Below are 20,721 nucleotides of genomic sequence, written 5' to 3'. Positions count from 1 at the left end.
GGCAATCTGCGCAACAAAATGTCGCAAAATCAGGTCCTCAGGATAGAAAATTGGTGCAATTGCCTGTTGACGCCCCTGCGCGCCGACCATAATGTCCCTGCACGCAAAGAAGGAGCCTCTGGCGATGAGAACGCTAGTCGTAATCGTAGGAACCACGCGCATGGGCCGGTAACGGTAAACCATAATCGAACCCATGCGCCTCCGAAAAAATCGGGGGCTTTTTTTATGCGAAACGCAAGACACATGTCGCGAACGGAGCAAAGCAGATGACACGTGAGATGACCGGCGCAAAGATGGTGGTTCAGGCCCTCAAGGATCAGGGCGTGGACACGGTATTCGGATACCCCGGCGGCGCCGTGCTACCGATCTATGATGAGATCTTTCTGCAAAACGACATTCGCCACATTCTGGTGCGCCACGAACAGGGCGCGGTGCACGCCGCCGAAGGCTATGCGCGCTCGACCGGCAAGCCGGGCGTTGCGCTGGTGACATCCGGCCCCGGCGCGACAAACGCGGTGACCGGTCTGACCGACGCGCTGCTGGATTCGATCCCGATTGTGGTTCTGACCGGACAGGTTCCGACCTTCATGATCGGCTCGGACGCGTTTCAAGAGGCCGACACCGTCGGCATCACCCGCCCCTGCACCAAGCATAACTGGCTGGTGAAGGATACGGATTCCCTGTCCGCAACCATTCACGAAGCCTTTCACGTCGCCAAATCCGGCCGTCCCGGCCCGGTGTTGATCGACATCCCGAAGGACGTGCAGTTTGCAAGCGGTGAATACAACGCGCCGAAGCCGTCGACATCGCATTACCAGCCGGTTCTGAAAGGCGATCTGGAAGAGATCACCGAACTGGTTGCCGCAATGGAAACTGCCAAAAAGCCGGTTTTCTACACTGGCGGCGGCGTCATCAATTCCGGCCCCGCGGCCAGCCAATTGCTGCGCGAGCTGGTGGACGCGACCGGCTTCCCCATCACCTCGACCCTTATGGGTCTGGGGGCTTATCCGGCGTCGGGCGAAAACTGGCTGGGCATGCTGGGCATGCACGGGCTGTACGAAGCCAACATGGCGATGCATGACTGCGATCTGATGATCAATATCGGCGCGCGGTTCGATGACCGGATCACCGGGCGCATCGATGCGTTTTCGCCCAATTCGAAGAAGGCGCATGTGGATATCGATCCGTCCTCGATCAACAAGGTGATCCGCGTGGACATCCCCATTGTTGGCGACGTGGCCCATGTGCTGGAAGACATTCTGAAGGTCTGGAAGTCGCGCGGGCGCAAAACCGATGCGGCCTCGGTCAAGCAATGGCAGGCGCAGATCGCGGATTGGCGCAAGGTGAATTGCCTGGCCTTCACCGCCAGCGAAAAGACCATCAAACCGCAGCACGCGCTGCAGCGGCTGGAAGAGCTGACCAAGAAACACGACCGCTACATCACCACCGAAGTGGGCCAGCACCAGATGTGGGCCGCGCAGTACCTCGGGTTCGAAGATCCGAACCGCTGGATGACATCCGGTGGTCTGGGCACGATGGGCTATGGCTTCCCGGCCTCGATCGGTGTGCAGATGGCGCACCCGGATGCGCTGGTGATCAACGTTGCGGGCGAGGCGTCGTGGCTGATGAACATGCAGGAAATGGGCACCGCCGTTCAGTACCGCCTGCCGGTGAAACAGTTCATCCTGAACAATGAACGTCTGGGCATGGTGCGCCAGTGGCAGGAACTGCTGCATGGCGAGCGCTATTCGCATTCCTGGTCCGAGGCCCTGCCCGATTTCGTAAAACTCGCCGAGGCGTTTGGGGCGAAAGGCATCCTGTGTTCCGACCCCGCCGATCTGGACGATGCGATCATGGAGATGATCACCTATGACGGCCCGGTGATCTTCGACTGTCTGGTCGAAAAGCACGAAAACTGCTTCCCCATGATCCCGTCGGGCAAGGCCCATAACGAAATGCTGCTGGGCGAGGCCGAGACACAGGGCGTGATCGACTCCAAAGGCTCGGTTCTGGTCTGACGCATTTGAAGATTTCAGTCGGACGCCTCGCGCGTCCGGCCACAGATGGATGATGAAAGGGACATAAATGTCTGCCCTACATATCAAAAAAGGCTCCACCCGCCACTCGGCCTATAACCTACGGCCTACGTTTTCGGACGTTCAGGAACGCCACACCATCGCGGTTCTGGTCGAGAACGAACCCGGTGTTCTGGCCCGCGTGATCGGCTTGTTCTCGGGCCGTGGTTACAACATCGAAAGCCTGACTGTGGCCGAGGTGGATCACACCGGCCACCTGAGCCGGATCACCATTGTCACCGCCGGAACCCCGCAGGTGATCGAGCAGATCAAGGCGCAACTTGGCCGTATTGTGCCGGTTCATGACGTGCATGACCTGACGGTCGAGGGCCCCTCGGTCGAGCGTGAACTGGCCATCATCAAGGTGGTGGGCGAAGGCGACAAACGGGTCGAGGCGCTGCGGCTGGCCGATATCTTCCGCGCCAATGTGGTCGACAGCACGCTCAATTCGTTCATCTTCGAGATCACCGGTGCGCCGGACAAGATCGACGCCTTTGCCGATCTGATGCGTCCGCTGGGATTGATCGAGATTGCCCGCACCGGCGTCGCTGCCTTGCTGCGCGGCGACTAAAGAACCAACGCCCTGCCCCGGTTCACTGGATGAAACCGGGGCAAGGACAGGCCTGACGTGCCAATATGCTGCCCCTGACAGCCTCTGATTGAGTTTATGTGCGTTAATTTTGTCATAACGCCGCCCTCTCTCGGATAAACATCAAACAAATTGGAATAAAGCCTATTGCCTTTGGCTTACGGCGCGTTAGCCTCGTGGCCGCAACGCGACGTGGGGATACGTTGCTTGGGGTCATCTTTACGATTGCTGATATGCGTACGGTTATCCGGACGCCGCTATCATGTTTTTGCAGGGAATTGGTAACGCCGGGGACAGACATGACCGACGACATTCGCAGCCCTGCTGAGCTTCGGGCCATGTTCGGTTCGAATCTCAGACAGCTTGCGCGACAGCATCCGTCTGTCTCGGCTCTGTGTCGGAAACTGGGAATCAACCGGACCCAGTTCAACCGCTATCTGGCAGGCGAAAGTTTTCCCCGCCCCGACGTTCTGGATCGCATCTGCCGGTTCTTCGACATTGATGCCCGAATTGTTCTGGAACCGCTGAACGACATCCCCAAGTCCGAGGGCCACCCGGCCAGTTCTGTCCTGACCCAGTTTCTTGGCTCTGGGTCCGAACCCAGCGCCGCGACCCCCTTTCCGTCTGGCTTTTATGCAGTTGTCGAAAGCCAGCCCCTTACGCCGCAAGTGTCGATGCTGTACGCAACCCGATTGCCGCAATGCACGTTGGTCCGCGGATACACACCGCGCGGCCTGATGCCCGGCGCACCGCCAAAAGCCCGCGAGATTCAGGGCATCGCCGCCAGTTCCGGGGATCACGTCTCGATCCTGACATCCCAACGCGGCGGGGCAAACAGCAAGATTTACGTCATCACTCCCGATGCAGATCACTGGCGCGGCACGGTGATCCGGCCGTCTACGGCGCAGGAGCCCAAACCGGTCATGTTGCAGCATCTTGGCCAGAACGCCGGTGCCGTGTTCCACACGGCCCGGCAATCCATGAAATCCAGCACGTTGTCCGCGCCGGGTGGGCTGGCTGTCAGCTAGCGATCTCGGCCTTGTCGGCTTGCGCGATTTCTCGATACAGGTGCCAGCTTGCGTGCCCCAACAGTGGCAGGACAATCAGCAGGCCCAGAAACCACGGAATCATGGCGACAAATGTCAGCACGGCAATGAACGCCCCCCATGCAAGCATCACGGCCTTATTTTCGGAAACATACGTAAAGCTGGCAATCATGGCGGTGACAAAATCCAGCTCGCGATCCAGCAGCATCGGAATCGACAGAACGGAAATCATGTAAAGAAGCGTCGCAAACACAGCGCCAACAACGGTGCCGACGGCCAGCATCGTCAATCCGTTCAGCGTCAGAAATACCTCGATCGACGTGGACACGTTCGTCATGGTCGACAGCCCCATGAATAGGGCAAAGATCATGTGACCCAGAAAGAACCAGAACAGAAACACCACCACAATAATGGCGCAGATCGAAGGCAGTTGACGGCGGCTTTGCTGTATCACCACCCCGAAAATCGCCTTCATATCAAGTGGTTCACCCCGTTCCAACCGGTGCGAGACCTCATACAGCCCAACCGCTGCAAAAGGTCCAAGCAACGGAAAACTGATGGCAGCCAGAACCAGCCAAAAGGTTGTGCCTGTTTGCACCGTCACCCAGGCCATCGCCCACCCGGCCAGAACATAGAACCCGGCAAATATCAGACCAAACACCGGCGCGCGGCGATAATCGGCCCAGGCCTGTCGCAAAGCGCTGCGCAACATCGCGGTGTTGACCGCTTGCATCTGTGGAACTCCAAAAGGCTTCTCCATCTCGTTTCCTCCCTCCCTGCCCGGCGCTATGGCATTGCCGGTCTTCTTTTTGGCCAATCGGTTGCGGCGTGATAAGCCGCGCCCAGCGACAACAACCGCGCGTCCGACCCGCGCGGCCCGAACAGTTGCAAGCCCATCGGCAACCCCTGCGCCCCAAACCCGGCCGGAACCGCCAGACAGGGCAAGCCAATCAGGCTGACCGGCACCGTCACGTGCATCCAGCGGTGATAAGTGTCCATTGCACGCCCGGCAATCTCGGTCGGATACGGTGTCTCAACCGCAAAGGGCCAGACCTGCGCGGCAGGCAGGATCAGCGCGTCATAGCTTTGAAATACCTCCGCCGCCGTCCGGAACCATTCGGACCGCACCACACTCGCCTGATGAACCTGCATGGCGGTCAGCGCCAGGCCCCGTTCCAACTCCCACAGCGCGCTGTCCTTCAAGGCCGAGCGTTGCCCGGACAAGGGCTCCAGACCCGTAGCAACCGACCAGGATCGCAGGGTGATCCAACTGTCCCACATCCGTTCGGCATCAAAGGGCGGCGGCACGGGCTCGACCTCAGCCCCCAGGTCTTCAAAGACCCGCGTGGCCACTTGGCAGAGGTCCAGAACCCCCTCCTCCATCGGAAACGCCCCGTCCCAATCGCCCAGCCACCCAATCCGAATACCGCTCAGATCGGCGGGTCTCACTGGTGAGACCGTTGCGCTTGAAGCAGCCAGAGGCAGGCGCGGATCAGGGCCTGAGATCACATCCAACAACAGGCCCAGATCCTCCGGGCTTCGCGCCATCGGACCCAAAGTCGACAACTGATGCAAAAACCCATCGCCAACCGGGTCCGACGGCACCCGCCCCCAGCTGGGCCGAAAGCCATACACATTGTTCCACGCTGCCGGGTTGCGCAAACTGCCCATCATGTCCGAACCATCTGCCAGCGCCACCATCCCCGTCGCCAAGGCCACCGCCGCCCCGCCCGAAGACCCGCCGCAGGTGCGCGCGGCGTCATATGGGTTCCGCGTCGCCCCATAGACCGGATTGAACGTATGCGAGCCCAACCCGAATTCCGGTGTATTGGTCTTGCCAATCAGGATCGCCCCCGCCGCCCGCATCCGCGCCGCGATCAGATCATCCGTGTCAGGCACAAACCCATCGAACAAAGGCGACCCCTGCGATGAGACAACACCCGCCACGTTGACCAAATCCTTCACTGCGATCGGCACCCCGTGCAACGGCCCGCAAATGGGCCCTTCATCCATCGCCTGCGCCTCGGCCAACAGCGCATCTTCGTCCCGCAAGGCGACAATGGCATTCACCACGCCATTCACCTGCCCGATCCGCTCCAGCGTCGCGCGCATCACCTCGACCGCTGTCACCCGCCTGTGCGACAGGTCAGAAATCAGCGTCCGCGCAGAATGGTCTGAGAGGTTCATATGGGCTCCGGCAGCAATGCAACTCACGTCACAATCAGCCTAGTCGGGCCGCAAGGTCAATAAAACCCACTGTTTAAATACATCTTTCCCGGGTCAGCCTGCGCCGCCTGGATCCCCTTCATCTGGCTAAAAATATCTCGGGGGAGTCGCGGCTTGCCGCGGCGGGGGCAGAGCCCCCGACCCACTTAGTCGCCCTGCGCTTCGGACCGGCTTTTGCCTGCTACGTTCAATGCAAGTGTCGCCGCCATGAACCCGTCCAGATCCCCGTCCAACACACCTTTGGTGTCCGAGGTCTCATGGTTCGTCCGCAGGTCTTTCACCATCTGATACGGCTGCAAGACGTAAGACCGGATCTGGTTGCCCCAACCGGCATCGCCCTTCGCCTCATGCGCCGCATTGATGTCGGCATTCCGGCGGTCCAGCTCTTGTTGATACAGCCGCGATTTCAGCGCCTTCATGGCAATGTCGCGGTTCTGGTGCTGCGATTTCTCGGAACTCGTCACAACAATCCCGGTCGGAATGTGCGTGATCCGCACCGCCGAGTCCGTGGTGTTCACGTGCTGACCACCCGCACCCGAGGACCGATACGTATCGATGCGGATATCCGCCGGGTTCACCTCGATCTCGATATTGTCGTCCACCACCGGGTACACCCAGACCGAACTGAACGAGGTATGCCGCTTGGCCGCCGAGTCGTAAGGCGAAATCCGTACCAACCGGTGCACACCGCTTTCCGATTTCAGCCAGCCATAAGCGTTATGGCCCGAAATTTTGTAGGCGGCAGATTTGATCCCCGCCTCTTCGCCCGCCGTTTCGGACTGCAACTCGACAGTGTACCCCTTCTTTTCGGCCCACCGCACATACATCCGCGCCAGCATCGAGGCCCAGTCGCAGCTTTCCGTCCCACCCGCGCCCGAGTTGATCTCAAGGAAAGTATCATTGCTGTCGGCCTCGCCATCCAGCAGCGCCTCAAGCTCTTTCTTGGCCGCCTTGGCCCCAAGCGCCTTGATGGCCGCTTCGGCGTCCTGAACAACCTCTTCGTCCTCTTCCATCTCGCCCAGCTCGATCAGCTCGATATTGTCGCTGAGATCGGTTTTGATGGTCTCATAGGTCTCAATCGCGTCGACCAGCATCTGGCGCTCGCGCATCAGTTTCTGCGCGTTTTCAGGGCTGTCCCAAAGGTTGGGGTCCTCGACCCGCGCGTTGAATTCCTCTAACCGGTGCGGCGCGGTTTCATAGTCCATGCGCTGCGCCAACAGCTCCAGCGACTTTTCGATTTCCGCCACGATATTCTGGGTTTCGGCGCGCATGGTCTTGTCCCAACTTGCTCAATCAGGCCTGCGTGATAGCAAGAGGTGAAGGCCACCACAAGACAGGCGAGAGGTGAATGCAGGCCCCACCGCAAGAGATTCTGGATCACTGGCGATTGACGATGGTCAGGCCCGTCGCCGAAACCGGTGCCGCGCGGGTGTGGAAGGTGCGCGATGCGAGCGGCGCGGATGTCGCGCTGAAACTCTACCCCCGCGAAAATCGCGGGAACGAGGCCTGCGGGGCCGATCTGTTGTGCGCATGGCAGGACCGGGGTGCCGTTACAATCCTGCGCGAAACCGAAACGGCGATTTTGATGGAATGGCTCGAGGGCCCAACCCTCGGCGACATTGCCCGGCAAGGCGCGGTGACTGAGGCTCTGAACGCGCTGGCAGAAACTGCCACAAGGTTACACGCATCGCCACAACCAACACTGCAAGGGTTGCGCCCGCTAGCGGATGTCATGACACCCCTCTTTCAATGCAAATTCGACCCGAAATGCCCAACGCCCCTGACGCAGGACATGACGCGCGCCATCGTTCTGGCCAAGCATCTGTTGGAAACCCAACCAACACCCCAGCCGCTGCATGGCGACCTGCACCCGGACAATGTCATCCTGACAGACAGCGGCCCACGTGTGTTTGACGCCAAAGGGTATCTGGGCGATCCCGCGTTTGAACTGGCCAATGCGATCCGTCACCCGAAAGGAATGCCGGATTTGGTGCGCCAGCCAAAGCAGATCGAACGCTGCCTGACGCTCTATGCCAACAACCTTGGTGTGTTGCGCAAACGGCTTGCCCAATGGGCGGCCGCTAAAAGCGCCTTGTCGATTTTCTGGAGGTCAAACGGCCTCGTCACAAGGGATGAAGAGGCCGATCTTCTGCACGTGCTTCTGAAAGCGGCTGATCAGTAAAGCCCGCCTGTCGTCACATCGCCCTGCGTGGCCTTTGGCCCAACCGTGACCGTCTGACCGGTCGAGGTCTGCACCTGAACACCCGCGCGCTGCACTTCTTCGAACAGCGGCAGGTCCGAGCCGATAGCAAAGCCACCGTCATAAATCCGGTCGATGAAGCCATCGACGCCATCCCGGAAATACTCGGCCACCACATAGTCGCCCGTTGCATCCGCAGGTAGGCGCGCACCGCTAAAGCGGTCGATCTTGATGAAATGACCACCTTCGGGCACTTCGAACGGGCCGCCACCATATTTCTCAACGGCCTTTTCCATGAAGCTCTGGAAGACCGGGCCGCACATGGTGCCGCCATAGGCCCCCCGGCCCATCGGGCGCGGACGGTCATAACCAATATAGCAACCGGCTACGATGTTCGAGGTGAAGCCAATGAACCAAGCGTCCTTCGACTCGTTGGTCGTTCCGGTTTTGCCCGCCGTTGGAACCGGCAGGTTCACATAGCGCGACGCAGTGCCACGATCCACAACGCCCTTCATCATCGAGGTCAGCTGATACGCGGTGATCGCATCCATGACCTGAGAGCGGTTGGTCTCGATGGTCGGCGACTCGTCTGGCTCCAGCCAGCTTGAGTTGCAATCCAGACATTGCCGGTCGTCATGGCGGTAGATCGTCTTGCCGAAGCGGTCCTGAATACGGTCGACCAGAGTGGGCTCGACCCGTTCACCGCCATTGGCGAACATCGCGTAGGCGGCGACCATTTTGTACAGCGTGGTTTCCTCGGACCCCAAGGAGTTGGCCAGAAACGCGCCCATCCGGTCATAGACCCCAAACCGTTCCGCATATCCGGCGACAACGGGCATCGTGACCTCTTGCGCCAGACGAATGGTCATCAGGTTCCGAGATTGCTCGATCCCCGTGCGCAGCGGCGTGGGACCATAGAATTTGTTCGACGAGTTCTTGGGCCGCCACAGGCCCTGCGGCGTGTTCACCTCGATCGGGGCATCCACAACGATGGTTGCCGGGCTGTAGCCACTGTCCAGCGCGGCAGCATAAACGAAGGGCTTAAAGGACGATCCCGGCTGACGCTGCGCCTGTGTGGCGCGGTTGAACACCGTATCCTGATACGAGAACCCGCCCTGCATCGCCAGAACACGGCCCGAGTTCACATCCATCGCGACAAAACCGCCCTGCACTTCGGGCACCTGACGGGCGGACCATTGGCCCTCTTCCCCGGCCATGACAAGGATCACGTCGCCGCGTTTGAAATTGTCGAAGAAGTTGCCCTGCATCCATTTGATGTCAGATCGCGGGATTGTGCCATCGGACGGGCCATCCTCGATCCCGACCGTCAACTGCTGTTCGGCCACGTCCATCACAACCGCCGGGTACCATTGGGTCGGCAGCACCACGTCGCGGGGGATTTCCATCAGCGCAAGCGCCTGACGCCACTGCGCCTCGTCCGCCAATTGTTCTTCTGGGATCACCTCGCCGGTTCCGCGCCATTTGCCGCGCGACAGGTCGTATTTCTGCAACGCTTCACGCAACGCGCGGGCGGCTTCGACCTGCATCTCTTCGTCAACCGAGGCGCGGACGGTGAAGCCGCCGGTAAAGAATTCACCCTCACCAAAATCCTCGCTAAGCTGACGGCGAATTTCATCGGTGAAATAATCACGCGGTGGCAAGGCGGTACGGAAGCTTTCGAAATCTCCGTTTTGAACCGAGCGCAGAGGCATTTCGACCTCGACCTCATAGGTCGCCTGATCGATATAGCCGTTCTGGTTCATCTCGCGCAGCACATAGTTGCGACGGGCCAGCAGGCGTTCCTTTTGGCGAACCGGATGGTAGTCAGACGGTGCCTTGGGCATGGCGGCCAGCATCGCGGCCTCATGCGGGGCCAGTTCCTGCAGGGTCTTGTTGAAATAAGTCTGCGCTGCAGCGGTCACGCCGTAGGAGTTCTGGCCCAGAAAGATCTCGTTCATGTAGAGTTCGAGGATCTGTTCCTTGTCCAACGTATCCTCGAGCCGGGTGGCGAGGATGATTTCCTTGATCTTGCGCTCGGCCCGACGGTCGCCAGACAGCAGGAAGTTCTTCATCACCTGCTGCGTGATGGTCGAGGCCCCGCGGACGGTCTCACCCTTGGTCCGAACCGCCTCAACCCCTGCCGCGATGATTCCGCGCGGGTCATAGCCCTGGTGGCTGTAAAAGTTCTTATCTTCCGCCGAAATAAAGGCCTGTTTCACCAGATCGGGAATTTCCTCGGACGGGGTGAACAAACGACGTTCCTGCGCGAACTCGTCGATCAACTGGCCTTCACCCGAGTAAATCCGGCTGATCGTCGGGGGCTTGTATTGGGCCAATGATTCATGGCTGGGCAGATCGCGGCCATACATCCAGAATACCGCGCCGATCACCAGCGCGGTCATGAAAATACCCAAAGTCACGAGGCTGAAGATCGCCCCGAAAATCGAAAGAATGAACCGGATCACGTTACTGCCTTTTTCTCGCGCTGCCGCCTATATAGGGACGCACCGCCCAAGGGTCAAAACCACAAGCGCATTCTAGCCGCTTTGCGCCCTCAGGTCACTGTCCAATCAGGGATCGTCTGATCACATCCTGCTGCCGCCAGTCTTCCAACCCCTGATAAATCCCCAGCGCCATCTGGGCGCGCCATTCGGGATTTTTGATGTTTTTCAGGTCTCTGGGGCTGGACAGAAATCCAAGCTCGACCAGAACCGAGGGGATGTCGGCTGCCTTGAGCACCGAGAAGGAGGCAGATCGCAAGGGTTTGCTGTTCATCGGCCCACCCTGCTGCGCCATGCCGTTCGCAACCGCCCGCGCCAGCGCATCCGTGCGCGGCTGGGTTTCCTGCCGCGCCAGATCTAGCAAAACGTCAGTGACTTGATCATCCGCCCCGCTCAGATCGACGCCGGACAGCAGATCCCCCCGATCATGCCGTTCGGCCAGTTTCAGACTGGCCATGTCCGAGGCCTCTTCCGACAGGGTATAGACCACCGCGCCATGGGCCTGCCCTTCGGACAGTGAATCCGCGTGCAGTGAGACAAACAGATCCACACCCGCCTGATGCGCCAGAGCGATGCGGCGTTCCAGCGACACGAAATGATCGCCGGTTCGCGTCAAATAAACCTCGTAACCGCCTGATCGCAAAAGCAGCTCGCGCAGTTCGCGGGCAAAGTTCAGCATCATGGTTTTCTCATCGATCCCGCCAACCTCGGCCCCCGGATCGATACCACCATGGCCCGGGTCCAGCATCACGCGCAGCGGTCGATCTGCATTTGGCGGGACCACTTTGGCGGTCACAGCCGGTTCCGGCAAATCCCAACCGGGATTGTGCGGCACGCCAGCCGAGGCATTGAAGGCGTCAAAATCGACCCCCTTCAGGTTCAGCGACAGCACCGCCGTCCCCGCATTTTGGTCGATTTTCATCTCGGCAGTGTCCACGGCCATCGGCGCACCCAGATCCAGCACCAAACGTGACCAACCGGGCACATAAGCCCCGAATTGCACGCCGCTGATCCGGTCCGATTGCAGGAAATCGTCACGGTTCAGGCCGCGCCAGTCGACTTCCTGAAAGTCCATGACCATGCGGTAGGGATCGCGCAGGGTAAAGATGCGGTACGGCACCCCCTGGCTAAGGCCCAGATCGACGCGGACACCCGTGCGCCCCGTATCCTCGATGCGGCTTTGATCTGGCTGAATACGCGCCAGCGCATTGAAATCCTGCGCAAACGCAGCACTGGCGAGCGCCCAGATCAGGGCGATGCAAAAGAAAATCCTGCTCATAGCCTCAAGTTTTCCCGAGATCGTTTGGCTGGCAGACTATACCACGCGGGGCCTTTTGTGAACGGGTCAGACCTGCTGGACCAGCGCGCCGCGTTCGGACATGAATCTGCGCAGCCGCGACAGGCCGTCTTCGATATCGGCAGTGGCCCGAGCATAGGAAAACCGCAGGGTCTTGTGACCGCGCGCGGGGTCGAAATCCAGCCCCGGGGTGACCGCGACGCCGGCCTTGTCCAGAATTTCCGCCGCCAAGGCGCGGCTGTCGTCGGTCAGGTCCGAGACGTCAGCATAGACATAAAACGCCCCGTCCGGCGGGGCGATATTGGTGAAACCGGCCTTGGGCAGCCCGTCCAGCATCAGCGCGCGGTTCTGGCGGTAGACGTCCAGATTGGCCTGCAACTCATCGTCACAATCCATTGCGGCCAGCGCGGCCACCTGACTGGCATGGGGCGCACAGATGAACATGTTCTGAGCGATCCGCTCGACCACCCTCACCTGATCTTCGGGAACCACCACCCAGCCGACCCGCCAGCCGGTCATCGAGAAATACTTGGAGAAGGAATTGATCACATAGCACTCATCCGTCAGTTCCAGCGCGGTGACGGCTTTGGCCTCATATTCCAGCCCGTGATAGATTTCGTCGCTGATGAATGAGGCGCCCTGTCCCTGCGCCGCGTCGATCAGCGCACCCATAGCCGCGTGATCCAGCATGGTGCCGGTTGGATTGGCCGGGGACGCGACCATGAGACCTTGCAGATCCAGCCCGGCAAAATCGCTGGGCACCGGTTGCAGCCGATTTTCGGGCGCAGTCGGCAGATCGACAGGGACCAAGCCAAGGGCCTTCAGGATCTGCCGATAAGACGGATAACCCGGCGCGCCAATGCCTACGCGGTCGCCACTGTCAAAGAGCGCGGTAAAAGCCAGCAGAAACCCGCCGGATGAGCCGGGCGTGATCACCACACGTTCGGGGTTCAGATCGACATTGTACCATTCGCCATACATCCGCGCGATCCGCTGCCGCAGCGCCGGCAGGCCCAAAGCCACCGTATAGCCCAGTGGCCCTTGCTGCATCGCCTCGGCCAAAGCTTCGGTCGCGCCTTTGGGGGCACCGGTTCCGGGCTGGCCGACCTCCATGTGGATGATGTGGCGTCCGGCCTCTTCCGCTTTGCGTGCGGCCTCCATCACATCCATCACAATAAACGGATCGACCCCGGACCGGGTTGAGTTTCTCATGCCCATCTCCCATGTTGCAGCCATGGCTTTTGAACGCGTATCCCGGCTGGCGTCAATCCCGGCCCTGATACTGGCGGCTGTCGTTTGGCTGACGGCCGCAGCGCAAAGCCATGCCCAAAGCCTGATCCGCGACCCCGATATCGAATATGGGCTGCGAGAGCTGGCCTTCCCGGTGCTGCGCGCCGCCGGGCTGAACACCAACCGGGTGCGAATTCTGGTGGTCAATGAAAGTACCTTCAACGCCTTTGTCATCGACTACAACGCCATCTACCTGAATTACGGTCTGATTCTGGGCGTCGACAGCCCCGAAATGCTGCAAGCGGTGATCGCACACGAGGCCGCCCACATCGCCAACGGGCACCTCGCCCGTCGTGCCGAGAACCTGCGGGCGGCAAACCGCAATGCGGGCCTGGGCACCGCCTTGGCCCTGATCGCCGCCGTCGCTGGCGGTGGGGAAGCCGCAGCCGGGATTGCCGCTGGTGTACAGGGCTCGGCCTTGCGCAGTTTTCTGGGCCATACGCGGGCCGAAGAGGCCTCGGCCGACCGAAGCGCCGCCAGTTATCTGCGATGGGCCGGGATTTCGCCCAGCGGCATGGTCACGCTGCATCGCAAATTCGCCGGACAGGAACTGCTGAGCCTGACCAATCAGGACCCCTATATGCGGTCCCACCCCACCAGCCGCGAACGTCTGCGCGCAGCCGAGGCGTTTTTGGAGGAATTCGGAGACAAGGCCGAGCCCAACGCCAATGCCGATTACTGGTTTTCGCGGGTCAAGGGCAAGCTTTCGGCCTTTCTGCGCTCACCCACATGGACCTTGCGCCGCGCCAAAGAGGAAACCGACCGCGACATTCGCATGATGCGCGAGGCGTCGGCCCATCACCAAAACCGCAACCTCGCCCGCGCCCGCGCAGCCATTGACGAAGCGCTGGCCATTCGCCCGGACGATCCGTTCTACTACGAACTCAAAGGTCAAATCCTGTTGGAAAACAGACAATTGTCCGAGGCTGTTCAAGCTTATGGGCAAGCGGTCGAGATGGCCCCGAATGATTCATTGATTCTGGCCGGATACGGGCGCGCATTGCTGGCGCAAGGCAAGACCAATGAGGCTTTGGGCGTGCTTGAAAAAGCGCGAGCGCGTGATTTTCGAAACGCCCGCCTGATGCGCGATCTGGGTCTCGCCTATTCGCAGGTTGGAAATAACGGGATGGCGGCGACCGTCACCGCAGAACGATATGCCCTGCAAGGCCGGTTGGCCGATGCGGGGATCCACGCAAGGCGCGCCGTCGGGCAATTGCCCGAGGGCTCTCCGGGTTGGCAAAGGGCACAGGATGTGTTGATTGCCTCGGAACGCGCAAAGAAAGCAAAAAGGAACAGGAAATGATCCTCAGACATGCAGCACCCGCCCTTCTGGGGCTTTCCCTGATCACAGGCCCGGCGCAGGCGCTGGACCTGAACGCCATGACCGAGACCGAGCGCGCCGAATTTGGCGCCCAGGTCCGTGAGTACCTTCTGGAAAACCCCGAGGTCATTCTGGAAGCGATCAACATTCTGGAACAGCGCAACGCCGCCGCCGAAGCTGCTGCCGACAAGGAACTGGTCGCGGCCAACGCGGATGAGTTGTTCAATGACGGTTTCAGCTGGGTCGGCGGCAACCCGGACGGAGATATCACTCTGGTCGAGTTCATGGACTATCGCTGCGGCTATTGCCGTCGCGCGGTGCCCGAAGTGGCGCAGTTGCTGGAAGCCGATGGCAACATCCGGCTGGTGATCAAAGAGTTCCCGATCCTTGGCGACGCCTCGGTCCTGTCCTCGCGCTTTGCCGTGGCCACCAAACATGTGGCGGGCGCTGATGCGTATAAACAGGTCCACGACGCCTTGCTTGAATTCAGCGGCGAGCCGTCCGAAGTGACCCTGCGCCGTATCTCGGACGGTCTGGGACTGGACAGCGACGCGATCATCGCCGCAATGGATAGCGATCAGGTCACCGAAGAAATCCAGCACACCCGCACCCTGGCGCAGCGGATGCAAATCTCGGGCACGCCTTCGTTTGTTCTGGGCACCGAAATGCTGCGCGGCTTCCTGCCCGCCGACCAGATGCAACAGATTGCAGATGGGGTTCGCGCGGATCGGGGCTGAACGAACCGTCTGGAGGCGGGCATCCCGCCTCCTCCGGTACAAGTTCGTGGCACCCACTCAATAGGGAAATGGTGCGTCGCACGTCAGCCAGACCACCCACCGGTTCGTACCATCGGAACGGAACTGAGCAGCTGGCACAGCGGTTCCCTTCACGCTGGCGGGGATAACATCGCGCCCCTGCTTGCGGCTTTCGGCCAGCACAGCCTGGATGTCCTGAGGGTTCGAGATGCGCCGCACCCCATTGTTCGGAGCAATCTGACCGGATCGGCAGTAAGTTGAACGTGCAACCTGCTGCGCCACAGCCATTGCCGCCTTCGCGTCGCTGCCGTCTCGTAAGGATACCGCGACGCGCGCGGCCAGATTCGGATCAGCCAGAACCAGCGGTTTGTCTTTTGGCGGCTTTCCCTGCCCGCCCGGAGATAAGGTCACAATGATGCTTGAAACTGTGACCCGGTCAGTACCGGGCGCAAGGTCCGCAGACAGGTAGCGCAATTGGGTTTGAGCAACTGTCGCTGGGATCGGAATATTCACATCCCGTGGATACCGGTCCAGTTCACCCGAACCGTTGCTACACGCGCCCAGAACGAGGCAGAGGACTGCGGTAGCGCAGGAAATAAATTTCATGAAAAAACGCCTTTGAACTGCTCGATTTCAGAACAGTCTTTAAAGGCAATTCAGGCGAAAAAATGTCGTCGTTGAAAAATACCTAGGACGACGTCAGGCACAACGCAGGAAAGATGTAAGGGCCACTCTGCAGCCTTTACTTTCGCGTCCAGTTCTGCGGTCAATTCTTTTTGCCGGTCTTTTCAAACTCGGCGAATTTCTCCGCATAATCCGGGTGCCAGCGTGACAAAGCCGGGCGGTTTTCGGTCAGGTCGACCATATTCCACTCGATCCGGCGGTTGTCGCGGGTGCTGTCCACGTCATTGTCCGGGCAAAGAATGTAGAACGCACCTTCTGACATACGGCTTATGAAATGATCCACCGTCTGCTCGCTGGTCCAGGCGGCATCGGGTTTTTCCGGAAGGAACGCCGCAATCATGCCGGTATATGTGAAACCGGGAACGAACAGATGCACCGAGATCGGGGCCTCGGCCTGCCGCAATTCATGCGCCAATTGTTCGCTGAGAACGCGCACAGCCGCCTTGCTGACATTGTAGCCCGGATTGCCGGGCGGCGTGGTAATACCCTGCTTCGAGCCGGTATTGATCACGACGGCGGGGCGACCGGCCTCGATCATGCGCGGAACAAAGGCCTGTACCCCGCGCAGAACACCCAGAAAGTTAACCTCAAGCAGTTTCAGCCAGTTTTCCATCTCGGACCATGCCTTGGTCGGCAGGCTGATACCGGCATTGTTCATCAATACGGCGACCGGCCCCGTGGCAAAAGCTTTGTCGGCCAGCGCATCGATGTCTTCCTGCTTGGTGACATCAGTCGGAACAGCAAACACCTGGGCTTCGTCCGCAGCATGGCCACGAACCTCGGCCACGGCCTCATCCAGCGGCTCACCGGGCAGATCGGCCAGAATGACGCTAAGGCCTGCCTGTGCGAACCGGATGGCCGATACGCGGCCCACACCGCTGGCCGCCCCGGTGACGACGGCCACACCGCCCTGTTCAATTGCCTTGAGATACATGCCAATCCTCCCTTTGTGGGACAGAAGGCTACTCCGCCGCCTCTGCCGCTGCATCCAGTTCGGCGGCTTTCTTCTCGACCTCTTCCACGATGTGATCGATCATCTGATCGTTCGACATCTTGTGGCTGGCCTTGCCCGCCAGATAGACCATGCCGGACCCTGCCCCGCCGCCGGTAAAGCCGACATCGGTCATCAGCGCCTCACCCGGACCATTTACGACGCAGCCGATGATCGACAAGGACATCGGTGTTTTAATGTGTTCCAGACGATGCTCCAGCGCCTCGACCGTCTTGATCACGTCAAACCCCTGCCGCGCGCAGGACGGGCATGAGATAATGTTGACCCCGCGATGGCGCAGGCCCAGCGATTTGAGGATTTCAAAGCCGACCTTGACCTCTTCCACCGGATCCGCGGACAGGCTGACGCGGATCGTGTCGCCAATGCCCATCCATAGCAGATTGCCCAGACCGATGGCGGATTTGATGGTGCCGCTGACCAGCCCACCGGCCTCGGTGATACCCAGATGGATCGGCGCATCCGTGGCCTCGGCAATGCCCTGATAGGCGGCTGCCGACAGGAACACGTCGCTGGCCTTCACGCTGATCTTGAACTCGTGGAAGTCGTTGTCTTGCAGGATGCGGATATGCTCTAACCCGCTTTCGACCATCGCCTCGGGGCACGGCTCGCCATATTTCTCAAGCAGATGCTTTTCCAAGGACCCCGCGTTCACCCCAATGCGGATCGAGCAATTGTGGTCGCGGGCGGCTTTGATCACCTCTTTGACGCGCCTTTCATCCCCGATATTGCCCGGATTGATCCGCAGACAGGCGGCACCCGCCTCGGCGGCTTCGATGCCTCGGCGGTAGTGAAAATGAATGTCGGCCACAATCGGCACCGGGCTTTCGCGCACGATCTCTTTCAGCGCTTTCGCGGATGCCTCATCCGGGACCGACACGCGAACGATATCCGCACCAGCCTCGGCCGCCGCCTGCACCTGCGCAACCGTCGCAGCCACATCCGTGGTCAGGGTGTTGGTCATGGTCTGCACGGCGATGGGCGCATCACCACCAACCGGCACATTGCCGACCATGATCTGACGGGATTTGCGGCGATAAATGTCGCGCCAAGGGCGTACATGATTAAGAGACATGAGAACCTGTCCGCGTCTAGCTGGGTTGCGACATTAGATAGTCCGCGAACCGGGGTACCGCAATGGCTAGATCACTCGGACGGTTGTTCCGCGACTTCGGTCTGCAGCTCGGCCACGAATTGTTTCAGGGCGCTGTTCTGCTCGGCCTCAAGATCGGCTTCGGCATAAACCTCGGACACCGCATCCTTGGACAGGACAACGCCTTTCGCCACGGTGCCCGGTGCACCGGCGGGGCCGTAATGCTTGCCGTTCATCGAGAAATAGACCGAACCCGAAGCGCCTGCACGCAGCTGCGGCGGTTCTTCGGTCAGCGGCACTTCGAACACATTGCCCTGCTCGACCGTGCCCAGAGTACCTTCGAAGATCACGCTGCCATCGGCGGCCGTGACGCGCATCCAGGCCGGATCGACGGCCACGATCTTCAGCGTGGTGTCGATCTGTTCAACAACCTGCGGCAAGGCCGGGCGTTCCACGGTATGGATGTCGGCCACCACAACCTCGGGCAGTTCAGGCGGGCGGAACGTGCCCACATCACGCGGATCGAGCGTTGAGATCGGTGCATCGCGCGCCACCAGAACCGGCACATCCAAGGCCTGCGGGCGGTACAGACGATCCAGCGCCTCGACACTGGGTGCTTCTGCTGTTTCGACCTCAGGCGAGGCGCTGCGGGCGGCATCCAGCGGATCAAGATCAGACAGAACGACGGGGGCCTGTTCAACCGGGCTGACCTGCACCTGCTGGATCCGGTTCAGAACGGACCAGCCGCCATAGCCGATACCACCGATCAGCGCCAACAGCACCAGCGACGATCCGATGGCGCGCGGTTCTATCTGACTGACCAGAGATTCCTTGCCCGGAATGTAGGGTGTGTTGGGCGAAATGAAGGGGTCGCGCCCCATCGGTCCGCGCGCGGGCAAATCGCCCGAGGGTTTGCGCACAACAGACGCCTGAGCGGACATTCCATGCGCCACCTCGAACCCGCTTTCTGCGCAGAAGGTGGCGAAGGTTTCGTCGGGGTCCATACCCAGATAACGGGCATAGGAACGCACATATCCGGCGATGAAGCCGGGTGTGTCAAATGCGTCGGGGTCGGCGTTTTCAATGGCAGCGATGTAGTTGGCTTTGATCCGAAGCTCGCGCTGAACGTCCAGAAGCGATTTGCCCATGGTGGCACGCTCGCCGCGCATTCGATCACCAAGCCGAACCTCGTAATCGTCAAACCCTTTGGGTCTGACGTCTACACCTTCCTCGGCTTCGCGCTGTGATCTGCGCCCAATCATCCTGCTGCCCCATTCTGCCTGTCACGCGTTTCGCGCTAACGGCGAATCGCCCCCATAACGATTCGTCCGTCACTTTTGTTAGCGTAAGCTTAACACGTGGCAAATAAGTTGCACACTTTGGCGTGAGGTTATCCGGCAAGTTCGGCGCGATTTAGCGCACAATGTGACCAAAGTTCGTCCATGGCCTGCACCAGACGGTTCAATTCGCCCGGTCCATGCACCGGAGACGGGGTAAACCGCAAACGCTCGGTCCCGCGCGGGACGGTCGGGAAATTGATCGGTTGCACATAGATGCCATAATCCTCAAGCAACCGGTCGCTGAGGATTTTGGTGTGTACAGGGTCCCCGACGATGACCGGGACGATATGGCTGCCGTGATCGATCAGCGGCAGGCCCAGCCCTTTCAGGCGCAGCTTCAGGATACTGGCCTGAGTCTGGTGCTGTTCGCGCAGCTCAGGGGCCGTTTTCAGATGCGCCACCGAGGCAGCCGCCCCTGCCGCAACCGCAGGCGGCAAAGACGTGGTAAAGATGAAGCCCGGCGCGTAAGAGCGCACGGCGTCACACATCTTCTCGCTGGCCGCAATATAGCCGCCCATGACGCCGTAGGCTTTCGCCAGCGTGCCGTTGATAATATCGATACGATGGGCAAGACGATCACGCTCGGTCACGCCGCCGCCGCGCGGGCCGTACATACCAACCGCGTGGACCTCATCAATATAGGTCAGCGCGCCGAATTCATCAGCCAGGTCGCAGATCTCTTCAATCGGGCCGAAATCGCCATCCATGGAATAGACCGACTCAAAAGCGATCAGCTTGGGCGCATTGGGATCATCCGCCTCCAACAATTCGCGCAGATGGGCGACGTCATTGTGGCGGAAGATCCGCTTGGCCCCGCCATTGCGGCGCACGCCTTCGATCATCGAGGCATGGTTCAGCGCATCCGAATAGATGATCAGACCGGGGAACAGCTTGGGCAGAGTGGAAAGCGTCGCGTCGTTAGCGATATAGGCGCTGGTGAACAGCAGGGCCGATTCCTTGCCGTGCAGATCGGCCAGTTCGGCCTCAAGCCGTTTGTGATAGACCGTGGTGCCCGAGATATTGCGCGTCCCGCCCGAGCCTGCACCAGCCGCATCGACAGCCTCATGCATCGCCTCCAGAACAACCGGGTGCTGGCCCATGCCCAAATAGTCATTGCCGCACCACACGGTGATGTTCTGCGTTGATCCGTCAGGACGGGTGCGAACCGCGTGCGGGAAATGCCCGTTCCGACGTTCGATATCGATAAAGGTCCGGTAACGTCCTTCGTCATGCAGCCTGGCAATCGCTGTATCGAGCTGAGCAGTATAGTCCACCGGACCCTCCTAATTCACCCA

At 60.2% G+C, this 20,721-nt stretch carries 17 protein-coding genes; 6 read left to right on the top strand and 11 right to left on the bottom strand.

What is annotated here, in order from left to right; genetic code table 11:
- The first annotated feature begins 266 nt into the window (after window positions 1-266).
- The 3 genes from ACR0AC_RS06325 (at window position 267) to ACR0AC_RS06315 (ending at window position 3,692) form a co-directional block, all read left to right on the top strand.
- Window positions 267-2,018 (top strand): acetolactate synthase 3 large subunit, encoded by a 1,752-nt coding sequence (locus tag ACR0AC_RS06325; protein ID WP_170450001.1) that lies wholly within the window; start codon window positions 267-269, stop codon window positions 2,016-2,018.
- A 67-nt stretch (window positions 2,019-2,085) separates the two neighbouring features.
- Window positions 2,086-2,646 (top strand): acetolactate synthase small subunit, encoded by a 561-nt coding sequence (gene ilvN / locus ACR0AC_RS06320; protein WP_170449999.1) that lies wholly within the window; start codon window positions 2,086-2,088, stop codon window positions 2,644-2,646.
- 317 nt (window positions 2,647-2,963) lie between these two features.
- Window positions 2,964-3,692 carry a helix-turn-helix domain-containing protein gene (locus tag ACR0AC_RS06315; protein WP_480580769.1) on the top strand — a complete coding sequence of 243 codons (729 nt, stop codon included), beginning with the start codon at window positions 2,964-2,966 and terminating at the stop codon, window positions 3,690-3,692.
- Here ACR0AC_RS06315 and ACR0AC_RS06310 read toward each other — a convergent pair.
- The 3 genes from ACR0AC_RS06310 to prfB all read right to left on the bottom strand — a co-directional run bounded on the left by ACR0AC_RS06310 (window position 3,685) and on the right by prfB (window position 7,207).
- Window positions 3,685-4,470: a DUF2189 domain-containing protein gene (locus ACR0AC_RS06310; RefSeq protein ID WP_170449997.1), complete on the bottom strand. Its 786-nt coding sequence runs from the start codon at window positions 4,468-4,470 to the stop codon at window positions 3,685-3,687. The genes ACR0AC_RS06315 and ACR0AC_RS06310 overlap by 8 nt on opposite strands.
- Before the next feature lie 26 nt (window positions 4,471-4,496).
- Window positions 4,497-5,897, bottom strand: a complete 1,401-nt coding sequence (locus ACR0AC_RS06305) for an amidase (RefSeq protein ID WP_170621966.1) — start codon at window positions 5,895-5,897, stop codon at window positions 4,497-4,499.
- Between the two features lie 185 nt (window positions 5,898-6,082).
- Window positions 6,083-7,207: a peptide chain release factor 2 gene (gene prfB, locus ACR0AC_RS06300; RefSeq protein WP_170628925.1), complete on the bottom strand. Its 1,125-nt coding sequence runs from the start codon at window positions 7,205-7,207 to the stop codon at window positions 6,083-6,085.
- Window positions 7,208-7,284: 77 nt separating this feature from the next.
- On the opposite strand from prfB, the gene ACR0AC_RS06295 reads away from it, so the two are divergent.
- A complete protein-coding gene (locus ACR0AC_RS06295; protein ID WP_480872441.1) occupies window positions 7,285-8,118 on the top strand; it encodes an aminoglycoside phosphotransferase family protein in 834 nt (277 codons plus the stop codon).
- Here ACR0AC_RS06295 and ACR0AC_RS06290 read toward each other — a convergent pair.
- From ACR0AC_RS06290 to ACR0AC_RS06280, 3 genes are all read right to left on the bottom strand, one after another.
- Window positions 8,112-10,601 (bottom strand): PBP1A family penicillin-binding protein, encoded by a 2,490-nt coding sequence (locus ACR0AC_RS06290; protein ID WP_170449988.1) that lies wholly within the window; start codon window positions 10,599-10,601, stop codon window positions 8,112-8,114. The two genes, ACR0AC_RS06295 and ACR0AC_RS06290, sit on opposite strands and share 7 nt — an antisense overlap.
- 94 nt (window positions 10,602-10,695) lie before the next feature.
- A complete protein-coding gene (locus ACR0AC_RS06285; RefSeq protein ID WP_480872440.1) occupies window positions 10,696-11,916 on the bottom strand; it encodes an N-acetylmuramoyl-L-alanine amidase in 1,221 nt (406 codons plus the stop codon).
- Window positions 11,917-11,982: 66 nt separating this feature from the next.
- Window positions 11,983-13,146 carry an aminotransferase class I/II-fold pyridoxal phosphate-dependent enzyme gene (locus ACR0AC_RS06280; protein ID WP_170621968.1) on the bottom strand — a complete coding sequence of 388 codons (1,164 nt, stop codon included), beginning with the start codon at window positions 13,144-13,146 and terminating at the stop codon, window positions 11,983-11,985.
- On the opposite strand from ACR0AC_RS06280, the gene ACR0AC_RS06275 reads away from it, so the two are divergent.
- A complete protein-coding gene (locus ACR0AC_RS06275; protein ID WP_480872438.1) occupies window positions 13,145-14,527 on the top strand; it encodes a M48 family metalloprotease in 1,383 nt (460 codons plus the stop codon). The genes ACR0AC_RS06280 and ACR0AC_RS06275 overlap by 2 nt on opposite strands.
- Window positions 14,524-15,282, top strand: coding sequence for a DsbA family protein (locus ACR0AC_RS06270; RefSeq protein WP_480872436.1), 759 nt, complete (start codon window positions 14,524-14,526; stop codon window positions 15,280-15,282). Before ACR0AC_RS06275 ends, ACR0AC_RS06270 begins: the two co-directional genes overlap by 4 nt.
- Window positions 15,283-15,339: 57 nt before the next feature.
- On the opposite strand, the gene ACR0AC_RS06265 is transcribed toward ACR0AC_RS06270, so the two are convergent.
- From ACR0AC_RS06265 to hemA, 5 genes are all read right to left on the bottom strand, one after another.
- Complete coding sequence (locus tag ACR0AC_RS06265) at window positions 15,340-15,906, bottom strand: hypothetical protein (protein WP_480872434.1); 567 nt, start codon at window positions 15,904-15,906, stop codon at window positions 15,340-15,342.
- Between the two features lie 160 nt (window positions 15,907-16,066).
- On the bottom strand, window positions 16,067-16,918 hold the full coding sequence (locus ACR0AC_RS06260; protein WP_480872432.1) for an SDR family NAD(P)-dependent oxidoreductase: 852 nt from the start codon (window positions 16,916-16,918) through the stop codon (window positions 16,067-16,069).
- A gap of 28 nt (window positions 16,919-16,946) precedes the next feature.
- On the bottom strand, window positions 16,947-18,068 hold the full coding sequence (ispG, locus tag ACR0AC_RS06255; RefSeq protein ID WP_480872429.1) for a flavodoxin-dependent (E)-4-hydroxy-3-methylbut-2-enyl-diphosphate synthase: 1,122 nt from the start codon (window positions 18,066-18,068) through the stop codon (window positions 16,947-16,949).
- Window positions 18,069-18,139: 71 nt separating this feature from the next.
- On the bottom strand, window positions 18,140-19,348 hold the full coding sequence (locus ACR0AC_RS06250; RefSeq protein ID WP_170449974.1) for a helix-turn-helix domain-containing protein: 1,209 nt from the start codon (window positions 19,346-19,348) through the stop codon (window positions 18,140-18,142).
- A 128-nt stretch (window positions 19,349-19,476) separates the two neighbouring features.
- Window positions 19,477-20,700 (bottom strand): 5-aminolevulinate synthase, encoded by a 1,224-nt coding sequence (gene hemA, locus ACR0AC_RS06245; protein ID WP_170449972.1) that lies wholly within the window; start codon window positions 20,698-20,700, stop codon window positions 19,477-19,479.
- Window positions 20,701-20,721: the final 21 nt, after the last annotated feature.

The organism is Ruegeria sp. H7, assembly GCF_056532945.1.
The sequence above is the reverse complement of the archived record's forward strand: the minus strand, read 5'-3'. Positions and strand labels throughout refer to the sequence as shown.